The 20,635-nt window shown below is 45.3% G+C and carries 21 protein-coding genes; 14 read left to right on the top strand and 7 right to left on the bottom strand.

Annotated elements, in window-relative coordinates:
* The first annotated feature begins 149 nt into the window (after positions 1-149).
* The 7 genes from AXI59_RS11810 (at position 150) to AXI59_RS11840 (ending at position 10,088) form a co-directional block, all read left to right on the top strand.
* Entirely contained in the window at positions 150-1,379 is a 1,230-nt protein-coding gene (locus AXI59_RS11810; RefSeq protein ID WP_061528301.1) for a C40 family peptidase, read from the top strand.
* A 79-nt stretch (positions 1,380-1,458) separates the two neighbouring features.
* A complete protein-coding gene (locus AXI59_RS11815; RefSeq protein ID WP_061528302.1) occupies positions 1,459-2,049 on the top strand; it encodes a superoxide dismutase family protein in 591 nt (196 codons plus the stop codon).
* A 77-nt stretch (positions 2,050-2,126) separates the two neighbouring features.
* Entirely contained in the window at positions 2,127-3,017 is an 891-nt protein-coding gene (locus AXI59_RS11820; protein WP_061521086.1) for an AAA family ATPase, read from the top strand.
* Positions 3,018-3,027: 10 nt separating this feature from the next.
* On the top strand, positions 3,028-4,944 hold the full coding sequence (locus AXI59_RS11825; RefSeq protein ID WP_061528303.1) for a vWA domain-containing protein: 1,917 nt from the start codon (positions 3,028-3,030) through the stop codon (positions 4,942-4,944).
* A gap of 226 nt (positions 4,945-5,170) precedes the next feature.
* Positions 5,171-8,005 carry a 2-oxoglutarate dehydrogenase E1 component gene (sucA, locus tag AXI59_RS11830; RefSeq protein WP_061528304.1) on the top strand — a complete coding sequence of 945 codons (2,835 nt, stop codon included), beginning with the start codon at positions 5,171-5,173 and terminating at the stop codon, positions 8,003-8,005.
* Between the two features lie 15 nt (positions 8,006-8,020).
* Positions 8,021-9,271, top strand: coding sequence for a 2-oxoglutarate dehydrogenase complex dihydrolipoyllysine-residue succinyltransferase (gene odhB, locus AXI59_RS11835; protein ID WP_061528305.1), 1,251 nt, complete (start codon positions 8,021-8,023; stop codon positions 9,269-9,271).
* A 70-nt stretch (positions 9,272-9,341) separates the two neighbouring features.
* Entirely contained in the window at positions 9,342-10,088 is a 747-nt protein-coding gene (locus AXI59_RS11840; protein WP_061521090.1) for an MBL fold metallo-hydrolase, read from the top strand.
* 27 nt (positions 10,089-10,115) lie between these two features.
* On the opposite strand, the gene AXI59_RS11845 is transcribed toward AXI59_RS11840, so the two are convergent.
* Positions 10,116-11,087, bottom strand: a complete 972-nt coding sequence (locus AXI59_RS11845) for a bile acid:sodium symporter family transporter (RefSeq protein WP_061528306.1) — start codon at positions 11,085-11,087, stop codon at positions 10,116-10,118.
* A gap of 199 nt (positions 11,088-11,286) precedes the next feature.
* Between AXI59_RS11845 and AXI59_RS11850 the strand changes: the two genes are divergently transcribed.
* Positions 11,287-12,624, top strand: coding sequence for a sodium-dependent transporter (locus tag AXI59_RS11850; RefSeq protein WP_061521092.1), 1,338 nt, complete (start codon positions 11,287-11,289; stop codon positions 12,622-12,624).
* A gap of 33 nt (positions 12,625-12,657) precedes the next feature.
* Here the strand turns inward: AXI59_RS11850 and AXI59_RS11855 are convergent, their stop codons facing one another.
* The 3 genes from AXI59_RS11855 to AXI59_RS11865 form a co-directional block, all read right to left on the bottom strand.
* On the bottom strand, positions 12,658-13,503 hold the full coding sequence (locus AXI59_RS11855) for a superoxide dismutase (protein ID WP_061528307.1): 846 nt from the start codon (positions 13,501-13,503) through the stop codon (positions 12,658-12,660).
* Positions 13,500-15,386, bottom strand: coding sequence for a terpene cyclase/mutase family protein (locus tag AXI59_RS11860; protein WP_061528308.1), 1,887 nt, complete (start codon positions 15,384-15,386; stop codon positions 13,500-13,502). The genes AXI59_RS11855 and AXI59_RS11860 overlap by 4 nt, the downstream gene beginning before the upstream one ends.
* 101 nt (positions 15,387-15,487) lie before the next feature.
* On the bottom strand, positions 15,488-16,975 hold the full coding sequence (locus AXI59_RS11865; protein WP_061528309.1) for an aldehyde dehydrogenase family protein: 1,488 nt from the start codon (positions 16,973-16,975) through the stop codon (positions 15,488-15,490).
* 182 nt (positions 16,976-17,157) lie between these two features.
* Between AXI59_RS11865 and AXI59_RS11870 the strand changes: the two genes are divergently transcribed.
* The 3 genes from AXI59_RS11870 to AXI59_RS11875 all read left to right on the top strand — a co-directional run bounded on the left by AXI59_RS11870 (position 17,158) and on the right by AXI59_RS11875 (position 18,234).
* Complete coding sequence (locus AXI59_RS11870; RefSeq protein WP_061521096.1) at positions 17,158-17,361, top strand: DUF6501 family protein; 204 nt, start codon at positions 17,158-17,160, stop codon at positions 17,359-17,361.
* A 65-nt stretch (positions 17,362-17,426) separates the two neighbouring features.
* A complete protein-coding gene (locus AXI59_RS19800; protein WP_156476277.1) occupies positions 17,427-17,576 on the top strand; it encodes a DUF4025 domain-containing protein in 150 nt (49 codons plus the stop codon).
* A 313-nt stretch (positions 17,577-17,889) separates the two neighbouring features.
* The gene (locus AXI59_RS11875; protein WP_061521097.1) at positions 17,890-18,234 is read left to right on the top strand and encodes a PH domain-containing protein; all 345 of its coding nucleotides are present in this window, start codon (positions 17,890-17,892) and stop codon (positions 18,232-18,234) included.
* Positions 18,235-18,281: 47 nt separating this feature from the next.
* Here the strand turns inward: AXI59_RS11875 and AXI59_RS11880 are convergent, their stop codons facing one another.
* Positions 18,282-18,515, bottom strand: coding sequence for a hypothetical protein (locus tag AXI59_RS11880; protein ID WP_061521098.1), 234 nt, complete (start codon positions 18,513-18,515; stop codon positions 18,282-18,284).
* Positions 18,512-18,784 (bottom strand): hypothetical protein, encoded by a 273-nt coding sequence (locus AXI59_RS11885; protein ID WP_061521099.1) that lies wholly within the window; start codon positions 18,782-18,784, stop codon positions 18,512-18,514. The genes AXI59_RS11880 and AXI59_RS11885 overlap by 4 nt, the downstream gene beginning before the upstream one ends.
* A gap of 74 nt (positions 18,785-18,858) precedes the next feature.
* On the opposite strand from AXI59_RS11885, the gene AXI59_RS11890 reads away from it, so the two are divergent.
* Entirely contained in the window at positions 18,859-19,341 is a 483-nt protein-coding gene (locus tag AXI59_RS11890; protein WP_061521100.1) for an Hsp20/alpha crystallin family protein, read from the top strand.
* Here the strand turns inward: AXI59_RS11890 and AXI59_RS11895 are convergent.
* Positions 19,328-19,561, bottom strand: coding sequence for a hypothetical protein (locus tag AXI59_RS11895; protein ID WP_061521101.1), 234 nt, complete (start codon positions 19,559-19,561; stop codon positions 19,328-19,330). The genes AXI59_RS11890 and AXI59_RS11895 overlap by 14 nt on opposite strands.
* Before the next feature lie 103 nt (positions 19,562-19,664).
* Between AXI59_RS11895 and gerPC the strand changes: the two genes are divergently transcribed.
* Positions 19,665-20,036 carry a spore germination protein GerPC gene (gene gerPC, locus AXI59_RS11900; protein ID WP_240491515.1) on the top strand — a complete coding sequence of 124 codons (372 nt, stop codon included), beginning with the start codon at positions 19,665-19,667 and terminating at the stop codon, positions 20,034-20,036.
* An 81-nt stretch (positions 20,037-20,117) separates the two neighbouring features.
* Positions 20,118-20,609, top strand: coding sequence for a TraR/DksA family transcriptional regulator (locus tag AXI59_RS11905; protein WP_061528311.1), 492 nt, complete (start codon positions 20,118-20,120; stop codon positions 20,607-20,609).
* Positions 20,610-20,635: the final 26 nt, after the last annotated feature.

Genomic DNA, 20,635 nt, shown 5'->3' on the forward strand with positions numbered 1-20,635 from the left:
GTAAAATGTGTGGCGTTACTTGCTGATCATAGGTTCTCAAATGAAACAAAAATGGTGTCGACATCTGAATAAATCCTGCATGATAGAAGATTGTCCCGAAAAATGGACGATTCCTTTAGCAATGATGACAATAGGAGGTTTTTCGTTATATGAAAAAAAAGATCGCAGCCGGCTTGGCTGTTTCTGCAATGATGACTTCAACATTCGCCGTGCATCCCGCCGAGGCTAAAACGATTCAAGTAAAAAGCGGCGACTCTCTTTGGAAACTTTCCCGTCAATATCATACAAGCATTTCAGCCCTGCAGTCGGAAAATAAACTAAAATCAACGATACTGCACCCGGGACAGCGGCTGAACATACCAGACGTCAATACACATAAGACCGCCAAAAAAGGCAAAAACACTACGGGAACCTACACAGTTACATACGGTGATTCGTTATGGGTCATCGCTAAAAACCACAGCATGAGCGTTTCAGAGCTCAGAAGCCTGAATCATTTGAGTTCGGACGTTATCTATCCGGGACAAAAACTGAAAATCAAAGGTTCAGCCGGCGGCACAGATGGAGGCGGTAAACAGACTAATCCTGATAAAGGCGCGTCACCATCAGGAACTTATACCGTAAAACTCGGCGATTCGCTGTGGAAAATCGCCAATCAAGCCGGTATGACAATCGCTGAATTAAAGACGTTAAACCATTTACAGTCCGATATGCTGTATCCGAAACAAGTCTTAAAAATCAAAGGCTCTTCAAAGAGCGGAAACAGCGGCACAAAAACACCTTCTAAACCAAATTCTTCTGAGAAGCCTTCTGCATATACAGTGAAATCGGGCGATTCCCTCTGGAAAATTGCCAATCGGTTTGGCATCACCGCTCAACTCATCAGAGAAAAAAACAAGCTCACATCTGATGTGCTGCAAATCGGACAAGTTCTGGTGATTAACGGAACGAATAAAACGGAAGACCCTGTGCAGCGGCCGGAAAATAAGCCGTCTGTGCCCGAAACCCCGGTTGAGACAGGATCAAAGATTGACAGAATGATAGCCGAAGCGAAAAAATACGTCGGCGTTTCTTACCGATGGGGAGGCAACACCCCTGCGGGATTCGACTGCAGCGGTTATATCTATTACCTTTTGAATAAGGTAAGCTCTGTTTCTCGTCTGAGCACTGCCGGATACTGGAATGCGATGAAACATGTCAGCCAGCCGTCCGCGGGCGACTTTGTCTTCTTTACGACATATAAAGCGGGCCCTTCTCATATGGGAATTTATTTAGGCGGCGGCAGCTTTATCCACGCAAGCTCCTCCGGTGTTGAAATTTCAAATTTAAGCAATTCCTATTGGAAAAAAGCCTATTTAGGGGCGCGCAGTTATTTTTAAAAAAGCCTTTCGGGGCTTTTTTTGTTTACCGTTTTTAAGTTTTGACAAGACTGAAGGGTAAAAATAAGGGGGAGGCAGCATGTATCGTCTCTTACTTTTCTTCATGCTCGCATCGCTTGTGATTGAAGGCTGCGGCAGCAAACAAGCGCCTGTACGGCCGCAAAATCAAGCGGAACGCCGCGCGCTGGAAACATCTTCATACCGCGAGCATGCCGAACTCATCAATAAAAACGGAAAAAACATCGGATATATCGAAGTCAAAGACTCTAAAGAGGAAGGGCTGGACGTTCACATATCAGCAAGCCATCTTCCGCCGGGAGCCTCATTAGGGTTTCACATTTATGAAAAAGGAACATGTAAGGCGCCGGATTTTGAATCAGCGGGCGGACCGTTTAATCCTTTGAACAAAGAGCACGGCTTCAACAATCCGATGGGCCACCACGCAGGTGATCTGCCTAATCTTGAGGTGGGGGCCGACGGCAAAGTTGATGTCATTATGAATGCGCCGCAGACATCTTTAACGGAAGGGAGCAGGCTCAATCTGCTTGATAAGGACGGAGGCGCGTTTATCATTCATGAACATACGGATGATTACTTAACAAATCCAAGCGGGAATTCCGGCGCCAGAATTGCCTGCGCACCACTGGCAAAAAGCGCCCGCAGAGAATGAGCCCTTTTGTATTGAGTATACAAGGGCTTTTTTAGTATACTCGGATATGGAATACGAATGGAAAGGAAACATCATCTATGACATCAGAATTACAGCACTTATCACTGCCGGCAGACATAAAAAATAAGCTGACAGCTTATCAAAATCATCCTGTTTCCGAAGAATTTCAGGATTTGATCGGATCTCCGGGCTATGAAGCTGAAGATCAAGCAATTTTATTCGATGCTATCATCGCCCTTTCAATGGGAAAAAATATTTTATTAAAGGGACCGACCGGTTCAGGGAAGACAAAATTAGCGGAAACGCTGTCAAGCTATTTTCATAAGCCGATGCACAGCGTCAACTGCTCCGTGGATCTCGACGCAGAAGCGCTTGTCGGATATAAAACGATTGAAAATGAACAGGGGCAGGCGACAATTGAATTTGTTCCCGGGCCTGTAACGACTGCAATGAATGAGGGGCATTTTTTGTACATTGACGAAATCAACATGGCTAAGCCGGAAACCCTCCCGATTTTAAACGGCGTGCTTGATTACAGAAAAATGATGACCAACCCATTTACCGGAGAAGTCATTAAGGCAAGCGAAGGATTCGGTGTGATCGCCGCTATTAATGAAGGGTATGTCGGCACCGTTCCGCTGAATGAAGCGCTCAAAAACCGTTTTGTTATCATCGATGTTCCTTATATTAAAGGAAGCCTGTTAAAACAAGTGCTCACTGCTCAATCTGTTTTAAAAGACGAGAAACTGATTGACCGCTTTATGACATTGTCATCTGATTTAATCGTACAAGCGCAAAACGGCCAAGTATCAGAGGAAGCGGCGTCTATCAGAGCTTTAATTGATACATGTGATTTAGCAGCATACATTCCGCCGAAGCGGGCGATCGAAAGAGGCATCGTGGAAAAACTCGATGACGACCGGGAAAAAGCCGCCGTCCGAAATATTGCTGAAACGCTGTTCGAATGAGGGATTTACAATGAAGTTTATCAAATTTAACGACAGCACGATCGACTCCTTTTTATTCATGATGCTGACCGATTTGGCAAAAACATTGACCAAAAGCAAAGAAGTGGAGGTAGAGTACGGCGTTCAATCCTACTACAATCCTTTTGAAAAGAAAATTTACATGAGCCACTTTTGGAAGGACAGATCGGCGGCAGATATGGAAGCCGGTCTGAAAAGCGATGTGTATTTACGTGCTGTCGGGACACGCAGCAGCTCATTCAGGGATTTTGCCGGATTTTTACATGACGTTCACCGCCGTTTTACCCATCAAAGCTTTGCAAAACAGCTGTTTATGCTGCTTGAGGATATCAGAATCGAAGAGCTGATTAAAAAAGAGCGGCCCGGAACGAAGCATGTATTTGCAAAGCGGAGAGAAATGTACAGAAAATATTTTAAGACCCAGCTTACATTGAATTTAGAACGGAGCATTTTCACCGATGCCCTTTATTGTGCGATATTTGTCAAACTGACGGCTGAGTCACCGCTGGAAGGCATTCCTTCAATGCGGGAAGACATCGATATGATGAGGCCGTTTATCGAAGGGCAGCTCATTCGGGTATATGAGTCCGATTCTACAGCGCAGATCGCAAAAATCACCGAAGACCTTATGGAAGGCCTTGAAGAAGTGCTGGAAAAAGATATGCTGAATACTTACTTCTTTCTGCCTGAACTGGATTACGAGAAGGCGGCCGAACAGCCTTTATTCGAAAGCATCAAAGAAGCGCCGTCATTAAGTGACGATATGACGCTCCCGGAACCATCCGACGGAGATGAAGACATTCATGACGAGGAAATGCCGACATGGCATCGTGAAACCGAAGCTTCGTCAAAAAGTTTTCTGCAATTTGATATTGAGCACGGCGCGAAATCAGATTTAGGAAAAGATGCGGCCCGTGAAGGTGATGACGGGGACCAGGCGCTGGGCTCTGTTCAAGGCTCCGCCCGTCAAACGAAAAGAAAAGATTATTCCAAGCTGGAAGCCCTTGAATCCAAGCGGGATGAACCGGCAGGAGCGGGGATGGCTGACGGAAAAGAGAACAAATTTGCCTTCCCGATTTATAAAACGCCGGAAAAAGCGTCACCCGCTGAAGAGCTTTCGTATAAAGAGCAGGCAAAAACGATAGAATCATATCAAAAACGCCTGAAGCAAATGATTCAAAAAACACTTGAACATAAGAAAACATTGCCGCGGACAGATCTTCACGCAGGCCGGCTGAACAATAAACTGCTCCGTTATTTTACAGAGCGGAATCCGCGTCTTTTCTATAAAAAGCAGGATCCGTCATCAGAAATTGACGCCGTGTTCACATTGCTTGTCGATTGTTCTGCCAGCATGTTCGACAAAATGGATGAAACAAAACGCGGCATCGTTCTTTTTCATGAAGCACTGAAATCTGTGTCCGTTCCGCATCAGATCGTCGGATTTTGGGAGGATACAAACGATGCGACCGAGACGAGCCAGCCAAACTATTTTAATACGGTCATCCCGTTTGAAGAATCACTGAAGCAGGCCGCAGGGCCGCTGATCATGCAGCTTGAACCTGAGGAAGACAACAGAGACGGCTACGCTATCAGGCAAATGACGAAACAATTGATGCGGCGGAGCGAGGCGCAAAAGTTTTTAATCGTGTTTTCAGACGGCGAACCGGCGGCATTCGGCTATGAACAAAACGGCATCGTCGATACGAGCGAGGCCGTCATCGAAGCGAGAAAAAGAGGAATAGAAGTGATAAATGTTTTTCTGTCCAATACAGCAATCGAAGAATCGCAGATGAAAACCATTCAAGATATGTACGGAAAGTTCAGCATTTTCGTTCCGGATGTCGATCAGCTGCCGGATGTGCTGTATCCTCTCTTGAAAAAACTGCTTCACAAAAGCATAGGATAGGGCTTTTCCTATGCTTTTTCGCTTTTTATTTTAAAATGATTTAATTTTTTCGTTAATTAGATGATTTTTTTACTATTTTGTGAACAATCAAGGTAGAATCAAATCGCAAACAGTGGTAAAATACCCTTGGAAGCGTTTTTATTACATAATTTTGGGCACAGTGTTCAAAAGTTATTTCAAGATAGTGAATCATCACTTGATTATCTAAGTTGGGGGTAATATTCAAATGTTTCAAAATAGTATGAAACAACGAATGAATTGGGAAGATTTTTACGGACCGAACCTCGGCTACGCATTGGAGCTATACGACCAATATGTTGAAGATCCAAACAGCATTGACCCGGATCTGAAAGACATGTTTGATGAACTCGGCGCTCCTCCAAGCCAGATCAAAGAGGCATCGGGAACAAAGGAACAGGGACGCGTAACAGCAGACCTGATTCAAAAGATCGCATCAGCAGTTAAACTTGCAGAAGATATTCGAACCTATGGCCATCTGAACGCTTCCGTCAATCCGCTCAGAAAGGATCAAAAAAAGAGCGAGCTCTTTCCGTTATCCGATTACGGGCTTACAGAAGAAGAAATCAAAGCTATACCCGCGTCCGTCATTTGCAAAGACGCACCTGCCAATATAACAAACGGCCTAGAAGCCATCCAGCATTTGCGCAATACGTATAAAAAAACGATCTCCTTCGAATTTGACCATGTGCATGATTTCGAAGAGCGCGCATGGATTACAAAAATGGTCGAATCCGGCGAACTGTTCCAAAAGAACTCACCGGAAAAGCTGTCAGCCGTTTTAGAAAGACTGACGGAAGTAGAAGGGTTTGAACAATTTTTACACCGTACCTTCGTCGGGCAAAAGCGTTTTTCAATTGAAGGATTGGACGCACTTGTACCGGTTCTTGACGACATTATCGCCCAGTCTGTGAAAGCAGGCACGACTAATGTCAATATCGGAATGGCGCACAGGGGCCGCTTGAACGTGCTGGCGCATGTGCTCGGCAAACCTTACGAGATTATTTTCTCAGAATTCCAGCACGCGCCGAATAAAGACCTTGTGCCGTCAGAAGGCTCAACCGGAATCAGCTACGGCTGGACGGGTGACGTAAAATATCATCTTGGAGCAGACAGACAGCTTCAGGATGCTGAAACGAAAAGCGCGCGAATCACGCTTGCAAATAACCCGAGCCATTTGGAGTTCATCAATCCGATCGTCGAGGGAAGCACAAGAGCCGCGCAGGAAACGAGAACGCAAAAAGGATATCCGGTTCAGGATGAAACAAAGTCGCTTGCCATTTTAATTCACGGAGACGCTGCGTTTCCGGGAGAGGGCATCGTCGCAGAGACCTTGAACCTCAGTTCCTTGAAAGGCTATCAGGTCGGCGGGGCCATTCATATCATCGCGAACAACATGATCGGCTTTACAACTGAAAGTGAAGAATCACGTTCAACGAAATATGCCAGTGATTTGGCGAAGGGGTATGAAATTCCGATCGTTCACGTCAACGCTGATGATCCTGAAGCATGCCTGTCAGCTGTAAAATTTGCGGTTGAATACCGCAAACGGTTCAATAAAGATTTCTTAATTGATCTGATCGGGTACAGACGGTACGGCCACAATGAAATGGATGAGCCGTCCACGACACAGCCGATGCTGTATGACGCCGTCAGAAAGCATCCGACTGTCAAGCAGATCTTCGCGGAGAAACTCGTAAAAGAGGGACTGATCAGTGAGGAAAAAGCGCAAAACATTGAGCAAACAGTGACAAAACGAATAGAGGACGCTTATAAAAAGGTACCCGCTAAAAAAGAAGATGCCGTGCGTGAAATCGAATTGCCGGAACCTGTGTCAAACGGTTTTCCTGATGTTGACACATCCATTGATTTTGACGTTCTCCGCAAGCTGAACGGTGAACTGATCAACTGGCCGGAATCCTTTAATGTCTTCGGCAAGCTGAAAAGAATTTTGGAAAGACGTGCGAAAGCATTTGATGATGACCGCAAAGTGGAATGGTCATTGGCCGAATCGCTCGCGTTTGCTTCCATTTTAAAAGACGGCACGCCGATCCGGTTAACGGGACAGGATTCAGAGCGCGGAACGTTCGCTCAAAGAAACCTTGTGCTGCACGACAGTGAAACGGGCAAAGAATTTGTTGCGCTCCATCATCTAGACGATTGCTCTTCTTCATTTGCGGTGCACAACAGCCCGCTGTCTGAAGGATCTGTTATCGGCTTTGAGTATGGATACAACGTGCATTCGCCTGAGACTTTGGTTCTGTGGGAGGCGCAATACGGAGACTTTGCCAACGCGGCTCAAGTGTATTTTGACCAATTCATTTCTGCCGGACGTGCAAAATGGGGGCAAAAATCAGGATTAGTCATGCTGCTTCCGCACGGTTACGAAGGTCAGGGGCCTGAGCACTCCAGCGGCCGAATCGAACGTTTCCTTCAGCTTGCGGCGGAAAACAACTGGACGGTTGCGAATCTGACCAGCGCGGCTCAGTATTTCCACATTTTAAGAAGACAGGCGAAAATGCTGCTTCGTGAGGAAATCCGTCCGCTTGTGATCATGACGCCGAAGAGCCTGCTCCGTAATCCGAATACGGTATCTGAGGTGCAGGAACTGAGCGAAAGCAAATTCAAGGCAGTCTATGAGCAGTCCGGTCTTTCTCATGCATACGAAAAAGTGACGCGCCTCGTATTATCAAGCGGGAAGGTGTCTATTGACATCAGCGATTGCTTTAATAAGCTGGAAGGCGATAAAGATTGGCTCCATATTGCCAGAATTGAACAGCTGTACCCGTTCCCGGCAAAAGACGCGAAAGAGCTTTTCGCCAAACTGCCGAACTTGAAAGAGATCGTTTGGGTTCAGGAAGAACCTCAAAACATGGGCGCATGGAGTTATATCAGCCCTTACCTGACGGAAATCGCACCAAAAGGGGTAAGTGTTCAATACATTGGCCGCAGAAGAAGATCCAGCCCTGCTGAAGGAGATCCAACGGTTCACAAAAAAGAACAGGAACGCATTGTATCTGATAGCTTGACTCGCAAAAACTAAGGGGGAAATGAAAAAATGGCGGAAATTAAGGTACCTGAATTAGCAGAATCAATCTCAGAAGGAACGATAGCCCAATGGTTAAAGCAGCCCGGTGACTATGTAGAGCAGGGTGAGTATTTGCTTGAACTGGAAACGGATAAAGTAAATGTTGAATTGACAGCAGAAGAATCGGGTGTTCTGCAAGAGGTATTGAAAGATTCGGGTGATACCGTCCAAGTCGGAGAAATTATCGGTACCATTACAGAAGGCGCGGGAGAAAGTTCTGCACCTGCCCCTTCAGAAAGTGCTGCAAGCAATGAACACACGAAAGAAGAAGCAAAAGCTGAACCGGCTGCGCAAGAAGTCAGCCAGGAAGCACAATCAGAAGCTAAATCAAGAACGGTAGCGTCTCCGTCTGCACGCAAGCTGGCACGGGAAAAAGGAATTGACCTTTCACAAATTCCGACAGGGGACCCGCTCGGCCGCGTGCGCAAACAAGATGTGGAAGCTTATGAAAAGCCGGCAGCAAAACCTGGGGCACAGCCGAAACAGCAGCAGGCGCCAAAAACACAGCAAAGCTTTGACAAACCTGTAGAAGTGCAAAAAATGTCACGCCGCAGACAGACAATCGCTAAACGTCTCGTTGAAGTGCAGCAGACTTCTGCGATGCTGACTACATTTAATGAAGTCGACATGACGGCTGTTATGAATTTAAGAAAACGCCGTAAAGACCAATTCCTTGAACAAAACGAAGTGAAACTCGGTTTCATGTCTTTCTTTACAAAAGCTGTCGTGGCAGCATTGAAAAAATATCCGCTGCTTAACGCTGAAATTCAAGGCGATGAGCTGATCGTGAAAAAATTCTATGATATCGGAATTGCTGTTGCGGCTGAAGAAGGGCTCGTCGTCCCAGTCGTGCGTGACGCCGACCGCCTGACATTTGCTGGAATCGAAAAAGAGATCGGCGACCTTGCGAAAAAAGCAAGAAACAACAAATTAACATTGGGTGAGCTGCAAGGCGGTTCCTTTACGATCACAAACGGAGGAACATTCGGTTCACTTATGTCAACACCAATCTTAAACAGTCCTCAGGTTGGGATTTTAGGCATGCACAAAATTCAGCTTCGCCCAGTAGCGATCGATGCAGAGCGTTCTGAAAATCGTCCGATGATGTACCTTGCTTTATCATATGATCACAGAATTGTAGACGGTAAAGAAGCGGTCGGATTCCTTGTAACGATTAAAAACCTGCTTGAAGATCCGGAACAGCTGTTATTGGAAGGATAATTTGAGACAGAAAGTACACCGCCCTTACGAGCGGTGTACTTTTTTATTTGAGAGAAGGGAGAGGCTTTATATGAAAAGCTGTTATCCGCTTGAGATTGAATTTGAATATAATCAAGAATTGCATTCTATCACCCCGGTTCTTCTGCAAGACGACAATGACACGATTTTAATAGACTGCGGATATCCGGGTTTTATAAACCATCTTCAAGATGCTTCTGCCCGGCATCGAATGTCGCTTCATTCACTGACGAAAGTCATTGTGACGCATCACGATATAGACCATATCGGCTCACTTGCTGCCTTACACCGTTTGTACCCGGATATCAGTGTGACAGCACATGAGAGTGAAGCGCCGTATATTGATGGCTCCAAAAAATCATTGCGGCTTGAGCAGGCTGAATCAACGTTTTGTTCATTGCCAGAGGAGGAAAAACCTTATGCAAACCAGTTCATCCGCTCGCTTCAATCAGTCGAAGCGGCTCCCGTTCACCGGACGGTAACTGACGGCGAGCTGCTGCCTTGGTGCGGGGGCATTCGCATTGTAGCCACGCCGGGGCATACGCCCGGCCATATCAGCCTTTATCTGCCTGCCGAAAAAACAATGATCGCTGGTGATGCGGTCGTCATCGAAGACGGCGAGCTGAACCTTGCTAATCCCCGCTACACGTTACATATGGATGATGCGGTCCGTTCCGTGCAGCGAATGCTCGAATACGATATCTGCCATTTGATTTGTTATCATGGAGGTTTATTTAAGGGAAATGCAAAAAAAGCGCTCTTGCGCCTGCTTCGTGATCTGCAGAAAAAAGAAGGATAGGGGCGGCAGCCGCCTATCCTTTTTCAGTTATGAAAGTGGAATCTTTGCCGTTTCATCTTTTCCAGCGCTGTTTTTTTCTTTTTTCTTAGACCAATAAGTGGCGAGAATTGATCCAGATAGATTATGCCACACGCTGAATATCGCACTCGGCACGGCTGAAAGGGGAGAGAAGTGCGCCGTCGCAATTGCTGCGCCCAGCCCGGAGTTTTGCATGCCGACTTCTATCGCAATCGCTTTTTGAGAGGCATAATCCATTCTAAAAAGCTTTGCAGTCAGATAGCCTAACAAATATCCGACACCGTTATGTAAAATGACAACGGAAAAAATCAGTAAACCTGATTGAAGCAGATGCTCACGATTGCCGCTGACAACGGCGGAAACAATGGCTACGATGCCGATGACAGATACGAGAGGAAGCGCGTAAACCGCTTGTGCGACCTGCTTTTTGAAAAACAGCTTCACGATAACGCCAAGGACAATCGGAAGCAATACAGCCTGTATGATCGAAACAAATAACGAACCGAAAGAAACAGGCAGCCACTCTTTGGCAAACAGCATAATCAACACCGGCGTTAAAACCGGGGCGAGCAACGTCGATATCGTGGTGACGGCAATCGACAAAGCCGTATTTCCTTTCGCTAAAAAGGTCATGACATTAGATGCGGTGCCTCCCGGGCAGCACCCGACAAGGACGACGCCGACTGCAATTTCTGCGGGAAGATGGAGCCCAAATGCTAAACCGAAGGCTGCCAGCGGCATAATCGTGAATTGGGCGAACACCCCGATGACAACGTGCCACGGTTTTCTGAATAATTCTTTAAAATCGTCAGCTTGAAGGGTAAGTCCCATCCCAAACATGATAATTCCCAGAAAAATGGTGATATAAGAACTGATCCAAGAAAATAAACCAGGGAAGGAAAACCCTAAGACAGCAAAGACGATAACCCATAGGCCGAAGGTTTGACCCGCAAAACCGCTTATTTTTTTAATCCATTCCATACAGCTCCTTCTGTAACACAAGTATGTCAGCAGTAAATATAACTGACTTTTCTGCACTCTATTATAAATAATATTCTGAATTATTCAATATTAAATTTTAGTTTCTTATGAAAATATTATGTTAACTAATATCTTCTTGACTATTCAGACATATATTCTTACAATGAATCTTTATACTGAATGAATTGGGAGTGCTGAAGTGAAAGAAGCTAATCAATGGTCATCAAAGCTGGGATTTATTTTAGCTACGGCTGGCTCTGCAATCGGCCTTGGCGCAATATGGAAGTTCCCTTACGTAGCGGGAACCAGCGGAGGCGGCGCTTTTCTGCTTATTTTTATTTTATTTACGATTTTAATCGGACTGCCGCTTTTGCTTGGTGAATTTATTATCGGCAGAAAAACACAAAAAAATGCCGTTGAGTCCTATAAGGCTCTTGCGCCGGGTAAAAAATGGCACTGGATCGGCTATCTCGGCATCATCACTTGTTTTATTCTATTATCCTTCTACAGCGTTGTGGGGGGATGGATATTAATCTACATTTTTAAAGGCTTTACAGGCGGTTTATCGCTTTCGTCAGGGTTTGATACGTTGTTTATCGATACCATCTCCAATCCGTACGCAGCGGTTTTCGGCCAGCTTCTGTTTATCGTACTGACGATTTTAGTCGTCGCTAAAGGGGTAAGCAGCGGAATCGAAAAAGTGAGCCAAGTTTTAATGCCGGCGCTTTTTGTTCTTTTTATCCTTTTAATCATCCGATCGGTCACGTTAGACGGATCAATGGAGGGATTAAAATTCTTTTTCATGCCTGATTTTGGGGCGATGAATGCCAATACGGTTTTATATGCGATGGGACAGTCATTTTTCTCTTTGAGCGTCGGTGTTTCCGTTATGGTAACGTATAGTGCTTATCTAGAGAAAGAAGAAAATCTCGTTCAATCCGCTGTATCGGTTACAGTATTAAATGTTCTTGTTGCCGTAATGGCGGGGATTGCGATTTTTCCGGCGGTGTTTTCGTTCGGATTGAAGCCGGATCAAGGTCCGCAGCTTTTATTTAATGTGCTTCCGACTGTCTTTAACCAAATGCCGTTCGGCATAGTATTTTTATTGGCCTTTTTGCTGTTGTTTTTATTCGCGACGTTGACATCTGCTTTCTCCATGCTTGAGATTTTAGTGGCCGTTCTGTCAAAAGGCGATTCAGTAAAAAGAAAACGATATTCTTGGCTCGGCGGGCTTGCGATTTTTGCCGTCGGCGTGCCGTCGGCGCTGTCATACGGGGTATTAAGTGATGTATCCATTTTTCATCGGTCCATTTTTGATGCTGCCGATTTTCTTGTCAGCAACGTTTTAATGCCGTTTGGCGCTCTGATGATTGCCATTTTTGTACCGTTGAAAATTCCGAAGCAGGCGCTGTTTGACGAATTAAAAAGCGGCTCCGATTTAAAACGGAAGTGGTTTGCCGTCTGGCTCATTTTGATTCGATATTTGTCTCCGGTAGCTATCATTATTGTGTTCCTGCATGTGCTTGGCATTTTTTAAACAGAAAGACCCCCGTTGCGATACGGGGGTTTTTCAATAGAGCGGCCACATCACGCGATGCGCCTGCTCGAACCGCTTTTCCGCCTCGCGCCAATCGATGACATTCCACCATTGGTCCACGTAAGCTGCCCGGTCATTTTTGTATTGTAAATAATAGGCGTGCTCCCACACATCAAGCGGAAGCAAAGGAATGACGTCCCACTGGCTGAAGAGCTGATGCTTCTCAGCGGCTAAAATCTCAAGCCGCCCGGAGCGGGGCGCCCATACAAGAATAGCCCAGCCGACTCCTTCCACTTTTTTAGCCGCATGAGAAAATTGCTCCTTGAAGGCAGCATAGCTTCCGAAAGACAAATCGATCATTTGAAACAAAGCTCCCGTCGGCCGCCTTTTTCCGTTTGGATTCATGGAAAACCAAAAGATACTGTGTAAATAATGGCCGGCTCCGTGAAACGCCAATTCCCGTTCCCAATGGGCAATCAAATCGTACTGTTTGGTCTGTCTCGCATTTTTCAGTTCCAGCTCCGCTTTATTTAAGCCGTTAACATAGCTCTGGTGGTGTTTGTCGTGATGCAGCTTCATAATTTCTCTCGATATATACGGCTCCAGCGCAGAATAGCTATAAGGCAGATGAGGCAGGACATGCTTTCCGATCGGAACATAGGCTCTGCGTTCCTCCGTATCCTCTGTCTCAGTAATGTCCCGGTACAGGGCTGATGCCTGTTCGTACCATTCCGCTTCCGTTAATCCGTCATCCTGAAGGGTGTGAAAAATACGGTCAATTTGAGCCGCGAAACGATCGAAGCGCCCTTGCTGAATGACTTGTTCCTTCAGCGTTTCACACCAATTCAGCATTTCCGTCTGATAAGCGTGCCGTTTCATTTGTCCGCCTCCTTTTCAATCTCTTTCATAAAGGTGCTGAGCGTCAGTAAGGAAAACACATACGGGTAACTGTGATACCTGATATAAAACTGCTTCGGCAGTCCGATTCCCGCGGGATATGACAAAGGTGTTCCTTCATAATGATGGTCGTCAATGAGAAAATGAATGCCCTTGATGACAGCCAGATGGTGAGGTCTTTCATATTGGAGCAAGGCTTCCAGCGCCCAGGCCGTTTGCACAACTGTTCCATGGGAAAGCGGAACATATGATTTCACTTCGGCGCTTTTGCACGATTCCCCCCAGCTCCCATCATCGTTTTGAATCGACTTCAGCCAGCGGACGGCTTTTTTTACAGCAGGATGGTTTTGGCTGACACCGCAAGCCTTCATGCCGGTTAGTGCCGCCCATGTGCCGTAAATGTAGCAAACGCCCCATCTGCCGTACCAAGAGCCGTCCTGTTCTTGGTGATCGATCAGCCATTGAACCGCTTTTTCAATTTGGGGATGATCAGAACGAAGGCCGGCTGTTTCCCCTAGACAGCGAAGCACACGCCCGGTCAAGTCGCTTGTCGAAGGATCGACAGCTGCTTCCTCCGCGGATTCAAGCGGCAGCAGGCGGATAAGCGGATGATTTACATTTTTCTCAAAAGCGGAGAAGCCGCCGTCCTTGTTTTGCATGGACAATAGCCAGCTCAGCCCGCGTTCCCACGAAGCGGGATAAAGTTTTCTCGGTATGGCTTTAAGCACGGCGGCTGTATCATCACAATCAGGATTGTTTGTATTGATTCTTGAAAAGCCCCAGCCTCCCGGTTCCGCATGCGGATTGTGAACGGCCCAATCCGCTATTTTCGTGTGCTGGCGTTCACGCAGAAATCGGGCGGCGCATGTTACCATCTGATCATTTTCAGAAATGCCGCTTTTGATGAGCGCATAGTTGAGAAGCGCCGTATCCCATACTGCTGATGTTGAATTTTCTAAGTACGGCGTCCCGTCGCATGTGGTCAATAAAGACTTCGTGCCTGCCAGCGCTTTTCGGATAACAGGGGAGTGGCGTGATACACCGAGAGCAAGCAGGCCGTATACCATGAAAATGGTTGCGCTTGCGTAGCTGTACAATGTGCCGTCTTCCTCAATCCGGTCAAGCATATACGTTTTCGCCGTCCGCAGGCCGAGCTGATGTAAAGCGGCCGGAAGGTGTAACAGACGCTTCCAGTGCGCCAAAAGAGACGATATATCTCTGTCCTGTTCTTGATCGGACCGCAGCCATGAAAACGGATTTTTGGTCATATGCCGGTCCAAATGCCCGAGCGAAGGGACGTTGGGGTTTTTCAACGTGAATCTTTTATTAAGCGTTACAGCCATCGGGACAAAATGGATACGCGCGTATGTACTGAACTGGTAAAAATGAAGCGGAAAGGAAGGGGGAATCACTAAGAAAGATAATGGCAGATGCAGTGCGGGCCATGGATAAAGCCCGCTTGCTGCAAGCACCCACTTTGTCATGAAATGAACGTTTCGCAAGCCGCCTTTTGATATGATAAAGCGCTCTGCCTGAATCATATTCGCATCAGAACGATGGTATAAGCCCGAAGCCAGCATGCCGACATACCCTTGCACTGTTGCCGTCACATTTCCTTCCCGTTCATCCGGATAGTTGGTGAATGTCCCGTCCGGCCGCTGTTTAGCGCGAATGCCTCTTGCAAGTTTTGCAATCAGCTCTTTATCTTTGTCATCAAGGGAGGTGAGAAGGAGGATCAAAAAGGCGTTTGTCAAAATCGGCCCTTCAAAACAAAACGACCATGAGCCGTCCGCATTTTGTTTTTCTCTTAATAGGGCGATGGTTTTCTTTTGGCGGCTTCTGACCTTTTCCTGAATTGTGCTCACACTCGCTCAACTCCTTCAGAAGCATATATATTCATATACACATGACCGCATGACAAAAGAAAGAAACTGCTGGCGGGCAGCAGTTTCTTTTCAAAAAGAGATTAATCTTCCAGATTGATCCATATGCTTTTCACTTCTGTATAATTATTCAATGCGTATGATCCCATTTCACGTCCGAGACCGGATTGCTTATAGCCGCCGAATGGGGAAGCCGCATCAAATACATTATAGCAGTTGACCCAAACGGTTCCGGCTTGAAGACGGTCAGCGATGTAGTGGGCATGCTTGACATTTTCAGTCCAAAGCCCCGCTGCAAGGCCATACTCTGAACGGTTGGCCCGCTCAATGACTTCATCTACCGATTCATACGGGATGGCGGCCAAAACCGGTCCGAAAATTTCTTCTTTGGCAATTGTCATGCTGTCATCCACGTCCGCGAATACGGTCGGGGAGACAAAATAGCCTTCTTCAAATGGGCAGCTGCCGCCTGTCACGGCTTTTGCCCCTTCAGCTTTCCCTTTTTCAATATAAGAAAGCACACGCTCGTGCTGCTCCTCGCTGACGAGCGGGCCGATTTGCGTATCTTTGTGAAGCCCGGCTCCCTGGCGAAGCGACTCGGCATAAGAAACCATTTCGCTGACGACCTCATCATACTTATCTTTATGGATAAAGACACGGGAGCCTGCACAGCATACTTGGCCCTGATTAAACATAACGCCGTTTAATGCGCCCGGGATCGCTTTTTTTAAATTGGCGTCAGGCAAAATGATATTAGGCGATTTTCCGCCAAGCTCAAGCGTCACGCGTTTAATGGTTTTTGCAGCCTTTTCCATAATTTTTTTGCCGATTTCTGTAGAGCCGGTAAAAGCTAGCTTATCGACATCGTCATGGTTAGTCAGCGCTTCTCCAGCAGTCTCTCCGAAACCCGGAACAATATTGATGACGCCGTCAGGGAATCCGGCCTGATCAATTAACTCCGCTAAATACAAAGCTGTCAGCGGTGTCTGCTCGGCTGGTTTTAATACGATCGTGCAGCCTGTGGCAAGGGCGGCGCCCATTTTCCACATTGCCATAAGCAGCGGGAAATTCCAGGGAATGATTTGTCCGACGACGCCTACAGGTTCATGGCGGGTGTAATTAAAATAGGAGCCGGCGACAGGGATCGTCTGCCCGGTTATTTTTGTGGACCAGCCGGCATAGTAGCGCATGTGCTCTATCGCCAGCGGGATATCTCCGTTTGTCGTTTCATTAATCGGTTTTCCGTTATCAAGTGTTTCAAGCTGCGCGAGTTCAGTTTGGTGCTCTTCCATTAAGTCAGCCAGCTTATACATCAGCCTGCTTCTGGAAGCGGCCGGCATTGTCCGCCATTCCCCGCGATCAAAGGCTTTGCGTGCCGCTTTGACTGCACTGTCAACATCCTCTGCCTGTGCTTCATACAAAGTCATCAGCGTCTCGCCGGTTGCCGGATTCGGTGTGACAAAGGTTGATCCTGAAGCACTCGGGACAAACTTTCCGTCAATATAAAGCTTCTTCGTGCCTTGCAAAAATGTTTCCAGCCTTTTTGTGATCTGCATCGTTAAAGAACTCATTCGTAACAAACCTCCCGAAATTTTTTTATGGTCTGTTTTGAGCATCTTGATGTCCGCGCGAAGTAAGCGCATACAGTCATTCTATACTACAGCGCCTTATAAAATCAATTGATAACCGTTATTGCAATTCACAAGAAAAAACGGCTACAATAAGCTTATCGATCAGAAAAGGAGTTTTATACATGATTCATAACAATTGGCGGACAAAAGAAACCGTAAAGAAAGTCAAATGCGTACATACCGATGCGAAAAAATACATTGTCAACCGTGTATTGACCCCGGGAAAAGAGTATGAAGTCAAAAATGAAACAGAAGAATTCATTTTTGTCGTTGATAATACAAATAAGGTCGGGGGATTTTATAAAGAATACTTTGAAGAAATCTAAACCGAATGAATTCATTTTGCCCGAGCCATACTAAAGAAAGACTACACATAAAGGGTGGCTGCAAAATGAAAAAATCAGAGTACGGCAGTAAAAACGAAACGACAGATCAGACAGAACAAGTGCGTCCGGCTGAAGGCACGGACGTCACGCTTGAGCAAATCTCAGATACCTATAAAGAAGGAACAATTGAAGATAAGGATCGGGATGAAACATGAGGAAGCCGCGGCATTTCAGAAGCCGCGGTTTTTTTAATGGGTTTTACCCAAGAATAAGGAAAAAACGCAAAAAACTGACTTTTCGAAAAAAATATCCTTTATTTTGAAACTTTCTCTCCTGTTTACACGTACTACATTATAACAGCATCTCCTGAGCGGAAAAGGTTCCATTTATTGGCGCGTTCTAAAAATGTAATCTGTTCGTAATGGTTTAAATGCCGTCTATGTCGTATTCTTATATAGGGAAAAAGAACTTATTTTTTATTGGAAATGTGATATTACAATAGATAGAAGCAGAAAGTGGGGTTCTTCATTGGGAATTTTTTCTGTTAGCAGATCAACTGACACAAAGAAGCTTGAGGCTTTGCTCGTTGAGGGGGAAAGAATAGAATCAATCTATAAGCTCCGGGTTGACCAGATTTGCTTTACAAATAAGCGGATCATTTTCTTTGATAATAAAATGTTTTCTAAAAAGAAGGTCCGCGTATTTCTTCCATATAAAACGATCGAAAGCTTTGCCATTCAAGAGGCTGGCATGTTTGATCCGGACACCGGACTTTTATTGATGACAAGAAGCAAGACCTTTGAATTAGAATTTGCAAAGGATACGGATTTAAGCGAAGTTCAAGCCGTGCTGACCAAGCATTTATGCAATTAATTTTCACATAAAAGCCATCCGAAATTCACTTTCGGATGGCTTTTTTATTACACGATACTTGTTTTGGCAGAAGTTGAATCAATAAGGTCTGGATCAACAATTGAACTGATCGGGATATAAATAGGAGCCAAATCTCCGTTCTCCTCGCCGAACCCGTAATTAATCTTATTCGATAAAAAATAGTCAATTTGCTGATATGGTCCGATCGTGATAGAAGAACCGCGGTCCATAGCATTTACTTTAAATCCGCCTACATTCACTAAAGCCGGCGAAAACATCATAATGGGCCTCCTTTTCCAGCAGGTATGTTGGCTGGTATTGATTCAAATGAAGAAGGTGAGTCAATTTGATCGCGGTCATCTACTTTGCCGCTTGTTCCAAAAAAGCCGCTTGCATCTCCTAAATTTTGTCCGTATCCTTGATTCTTTTTATCCGAATTTTGCCATTCTGCCAGCAAATTCTGTCCGACATTTACCGCTGAAGCATTTTCAAAGGAATTAATTTTCAACATGAAAATATTAATATTGATATATGGAGTTGGATGAACCACAGGCAAACCTCCTTTACTTTAATACAGGTGTATGCCGTCTTTTTTTACCGTATGCTAAGACAGGGAGGATAAAAATGGACTTCGATAAGATGAAGCAATGGATGGAAATGGCGCAAAACATGTCCGGCGGCGACTTTTGGAAAACAGTCTTCGATGAAGAGCAAATGAAATCTTTTCAAAGCGGTCATTCTCATTTCCCTTTTCAGCAGGGAGACCAGCAAATGAGAAGAAATGAGGATGTTTTTCCTATTATAGATATTGTTGAAACCCATGATGAGCTGCAATATTTGCTATACCTGCCCGGCTATAGAAAACAAGATGTTCAGCTGTTATCCTATGGGGAATATATTTTAGTGAAAGGCACCAGGAAGTCCTTTTTTAATGAACAGGATTTTAAACAGAAGGCTGGAAAATACGGCGATTTTGAAAAAAAGCTGGATCTTCCGCATTCGGTTCAGGGAAACAAGGGTATGCAGGCGGTATTTAAAGACGGAATTTTATATATTTCGATAGATAAACATATGGGAAATGCAAGCCCCATTATTATCGAAGGCTAGTCTTTTTAGCGGTGCTGTCTAATTGATCATAATCATTGATACTAAGGATAGGGAGCACTGTGACAACACAATCTCCGCTCTGTTCACCATATCCCTCATTTCTTTTATTCACAGCTGTTCGTCTTAAAATCATGGAAGAGCCTGTATTAAAAGTTGCTCCGCCGCTCATACCGTTAACTTTTATGTGTTCTAAACTGATAACCGCTGGAAGAAACATCATAATTCACCCCCTCTTTTGTATACCATGTTTATATATTCATGATGAGATGGACATAGAACTTTCCAAGAGTGAACAGGGAAAGAAGTGATTTTCTTTGAAAAAAATGATAAAAGAGTTCTTCAAAAAAATATGCGAAGAAGAATTAGAACGCCTTGAGAAATTAGAAAAACAGCTTGATAAGCTTGAGGATAAATGCCATGCTGAGCCGCAAATGATAGAAGGAGAAAAAACGTATGTCCATATCGAGCACGTCAAAGTGGACAAGATTGAATACAATATCGATTTCGAGAAGCTTAGCATTAACGAGCTGAGCGGTATCTTGAATATAGGCGCCACTTATCATACACCGGATAAGCAGCTGAAAAAAGCTGACGCTGAAGAATTTCAGGACAAACATCAGAAAAATCATTTGAAAGAACAAAGAGATGCAGAAAATAAAACGCCAAATGTCACCATTAGGGCAGGAAAGCATTAAGGTCTCGTGTTTCAGCTTTCTTTTTTGCGGGTATGAAAAGACTATGACAGCCGAAAAGACACGAAAAAGGAGATGATGAATATGTCATTGTCAAAAGAACAGCGAGACTGCCTTTATCATAAATTAATCGATTTAAAAGAAGGGCTCCAAGGAGAGTCAAAGGAAGATCAATCAATGAGTGAAGCAACAGGAGAACTCTCAAACGGTGTAGATAATCACTTAGCTGACCATGGCAGCATCTATCTGGACAGGGTCACAAACCAAACGTTAGATGGAGTGGATCAGAATCTTTTAGATGAGGTAAATTCCGCTCTTGAACGAATGGAAAAGGGAACGTACGGCATATGCGAAAAAACAGGAAAGGAAATCCCTTATGAAAGGCTGGAGGCTGTCCCGTACGCCAGAAGGACAATTGAAGCGCAGGAAGAGGCGGAGGGTGACCTGAAGACTGATGCCCCGTCTTATGAAAGAGAGTTTCATCAGCAGGTGAAAGATCTTTCAAATAAAGAAACCATTGACCAAAAAAGCTCCCAAACATACGAAATCTTGGATCGGGAGCAGGATTCACAATAATCCCGAAAACAGGCACATTCATCATG

The sequence above is a fragment of the Bacillus nakamurai genome (assembly GCF_001584325.1).
In the GTDB taxonomy this organism is placed as follows: domain Bacteria; phylum Bacillota; class Bacilli; order Bacillales; family Bacillaceae; genus Bacillus; species Bacillus nakamurai.